This window comes from Meiothermus sp. (genome assembly GCF_025056915.1).
In the GTDB taxonomy this organism is placed as follows: domain Bacteria; phylum Deinococcota; class Deinococci; order Deinococcales; family Thermaceae; genus Meiothermus.
In genome coordinates this window covers 1-3,484 of record NZ_JANWVH010000138.1, presented here as the reverse complement: position 1 = coordinate 3,484, position 3,484 = coordinate 1, and the positions used below count along the sequence as shown (strand labels likewise).

General features: G+C 63.4%; 2 protein-coding genes and 1 pseudogene. 2 read left to right on the top strand and 1 reads right to left on the bottom strand.

All coding sequences use genetic code 11. The features are described from left to right. Positions 1-406 (bottom strand): annotated as a pseudogene (locus NZN28_RS14055) (peptidase M28); the annotation flags it as partial. A gap of 535 nt (positions 407-941) precedes the next feature. Here NZN28_RS14055 and NZN28_RS14050 point away from each other — a divergent pair. Both NZN28_RS14050 and NZN28_RS14045 read left to right on the top strand, forming a co-directional pair. Further along, the gene (locus tag NZN28_RS14050; RefSeq protein ID WP_295399204.1) at positions 942-1,943 is read left to right on the top strand and encodes a WYL domain-containing protein; all 1,002 of its coding nucleotides are present in this window, start codon (positions 942-944) and stop codon (positions 1,941-1,943) included. Between the two features lie 25 nt (positions 1,944-1,968). After that, a partial coding sequence (locus NZN28_RS14045) for a CRISPR-associated endonuclease Cas3'' (protein ID WP_295399201.1) occupies positions 1,969-3,484 on the top strand: 1,516 nt, incomplete at its 3' end.

Below are 3,484 nucleotides of genomic sequence, written 5' to 3'. Positions count from 1 at the left end.
CCCGGCGCACCACCGCAATGCGGCCTTGCAGGTTCAGGCCCGCAAAGTCTGCCGCGAGCCCCGCCCCCGGTACCACCGCCAGCGGCCCTTCCACCCTGCGGCCTGGGCTGCCCGATATGCTGTTCACCGGAAACGAAGCGCCGCCCACCACCAGGCTGGTGCCCTGGTCGCGGGTGCGGCTGTAGGTGAAGGGAAAAAACTCCACCGTGTACCCCGCCTTGCGAAGTTCAGCAGCCAGATACTCCCCCGCCGCCGACACCGCCGGGGTGCCTGCCACCCGTGGCCCCTGGGACTGCAAGGCCCGCAGGTCGGCTTGCATCCGCTCGGTGGAAAAGGCCTGCACCAGCGCCAGCAGCCCCAAAGCCACCAGACCCCAAAAGGCCCTGGAAAGCAAGTTTCGGCTCATGCCCCATTCTTGCCATTTAGCGCATGAGTTGGATGGGTTCCAAGTACCCTACCGGGTGCTTTTTAGAGCGATCTTGACCATGAGCGTTTCGACTGCGAGAAAACCTTGTCCAGGATAGTTCGGTGGACGTTTGGATGCACGGCCACGTCTGAGAAGAGCGCGACAATTGCCTAATCTGGACAAACCTGCTTTTGCCGCCCATTGCCGACTTCAGGGGTGTACACAAGAAGGGGGTGGTGGGTCTTGATCATCTCTACCCCAACCCCTGCATCCTGCTTCGCGGATGCATAGAGTGTATCCAAGCGAACTTGGGATGGGCGGGCTTTAGAGATAAAAATCAACTGCGAGTATCCAGCAGGCTCTCAACTGTGCCAGAAGCCGAAATCTTCACAGAGTTTGTCAGGTGTGAGCAGACGAGTCCTTTCGGATAAAGCTGCGTGTATTTCTATCAAACTTTCTTAGCATTCGGAGCCCAACAAACTAAAATGGACGAGGGTTGGACGCTCGTGGGTTACCGTCATTCCATAAACCAAATATGCATCCAGAACTCCGTCTGAACAGCGCCAACCACAAAAAAGCCCGCCGCCTGATGGAAGCCCGCGACCTGCTTTTAGCCCGCCCCTACACCGCGCTGGAGCTGGCCCGGGCCCTGGGCGTGGGTAAGCGCACCGCCCTGCGCTACCTGCTGGAAGACCTGGGGGCCATCGAGATCGGGCGGCAGGGGCGTTCCCCCAGCTACCAGCTTTTGCAGAGCCAGGAGCTGAGCCCGGTGGAGGCCCTGGTCACCCACAGCGCCCTGCGGCTTCTGTACCACCACACCCCAGGCTACGAGCCCACCTACCTCTCGGCCCTGCACAAGCTGGCCCGCCGCCTGCCCCAACCGGCGCAGACCCTGGCCCTCAAAAGCACCCAGGACCTCGCACAACGCACCCTTCCCCACCAAGACCAGGGCCAGGTCATGGCCACCGTGGCCGAGGCCTGGTTCAAGCGCCAGGCCATCACGTTCGACTACCAGAACCCAAGCCGAGCCGGGCAGAGGCAGCGGACGCTCGAGGTCTACTTCCTGGAGGTTTCCCGCACCAATCTAGGAATGTACGTGATTGGCTACGAGCGCGGCTACCACCAGGCCCTGCGCACCTACAAGCTCTCCCGCATGCGCCGGGTGCGGCTGGTGGGCGAGCCCGGGGCCTACACCATCCCCAAAGACTTCGACCCCCGCCAATACCTCTCCAACGCCTGGGGGGTCATTGGCAGTAGCGGAAGGCCACCGCTGGAGGTGCGGCTGCTCTTTCGGCCCGAAGCCGTCTACCGGGTGGAGGAGGGTGGTTACCCCAACCTTCAAATCATCCAAAAGCACCCCGACGGCAGCCTGGAGGTCTCCATCACAATAGGCACAGACAACGACAACTTCCCCCTGGAGCTTTTGTCCTGGGTGCAGAGCTGGGGGGCGCGGGTCGAGGTGCTGGCCCCGGAGAACCTGAGGCGGAGGTGGCTTGATGAGGCCCGGCAGGTGGCGGCCATTTGTGACAGGATTTGACACACTGGGGAGGTATAAAAAGCTTATGCTCTCCGAAGCGGCTAAAACCCTCTGGGCCAAGAGCGAAAAAGACGGCGCCTGGCACCCGCTGCTGGCCCATATGCTGGACGTGGCGGCCTGCGCTGAGGCCATCCTGGAGCGAGAACCCGAGAAGACCCTGGAGCTTTACGCCGGGGACCTGAACCTTCCGCCTGAGCGGGCCAAAGCCTGGGTGTGCGCCCTGGCGGGGCTGCACGACCTGGGCAAGGCCAGCCCGGCCTTCCAGCAAAAGTGGGACAAGGGTATGGAACAAGTCCAAAGCAGCGGGCTGGGCTGGGCCATCAGCCCCACCCCACCCCCAGGGGACATCCCCCATGGCGTCATCACCGAAGAGGTGCTCCCTCCCCTGCTGGAAGCGAGAGGCTGGTGCTCCCGCGCTGCCGTGCATGTGGCCGCGGCCATCGGCTGCCATCACGGCTTCAGGGCCTCGCAGGATGAGCTGGGCAGGGTGGTCGGCAAAGAGAAGGGAAAAGATGCCTGGGATGAGGTACGCCAGGAGCTTTTTGAGGCCGTGCTCAAGGTACTCGGTGTGGGCGAGGCGCCGGGGGTCTGCATCTACGGGGGCGCGGCCTTCGAGCGCCTGGCGGGCCTGACCAGCTTCGCCGACTGGATTGGCTCGAGCCTCGACTTCCACCCCCTCGGCGATGACCTGGCCGGGTATTACCGGAAGGCCAAGGAGCGGGCGGGGAAGAAGCTCGATGAAATCGGCTGGTTCCGGCGCGAACCGCTGCTGCGCGAGCCGAAGGGACTGGAAGAGGTTTTCAGCTACCTGGGCACGCCCGAAGAGCCCTTCAGGGCGCGCCCCCTGCAAAGGGAAGTGGAGCGCCTTCTTCAGGGGGCCAATGGCCCTGCCATGCTCCTGATTGAAGCCCCCATGGGCGAAGGCAAAACCGAGGCCGCTTTGTACGCCCACCTGCGCCTGCAGGCAGCCAACCAGCACCGGGGCCTGTACCTGGCCCTGCCCACCCAGGCGACGGGCAACCTCATGTTTGAGCGGGTCAAGGCCTTCTTGGCCCAGCTGGGCAGCGAGCGCAAGCCCGACCTGCAGTTGCTTCACGGGGCCAGCGAGCTACAGGAGAGCTATCAGAAAATCATCGTGCGGCCCAACATGCCCAGCCAGAACGAAGAAGGGGTGGAGGCCCAGGTCTGGTTTTCCCACCGCAAGCGGGGCCTGCTCTCCGAATACGGCGTGGGTACGGTGGACCAGGCACTTTTGGGCGTCCTGCCCACCAAGCACCACTTCGTGCGGTTGTGGGGGTTGGGAAATCGGGTGGTGGTGCTGGACGAGGTGCACGCCTACGACACCTACACCAGCGGCCTCATTGAAGCCCTGGTGCGGTGGCTCCATGCGCTGGACTCTTCGGTTGTGCTCATGAGCGCAACCTTGCCCAGGGTTAAGCGAGAAGCCCTGCTGCGGGCCTACGGAGCCGAGGCGTGGGATGAAGCCTGCTACCCCCGCATTAGCTGGATACAGAAGGGCGAGCGCAAAGCGCACGCAACAA

Bases quoted from the DNA above. Each gene is read 5' to 3' on its own strand.
- NZN28_RS14050 (WP_295399204.1), top strand. From the start codon at position 942: ATGCATCCAGAACTCCGTCTGAACAGCGCCAACCACAAAAAAGCCCGC.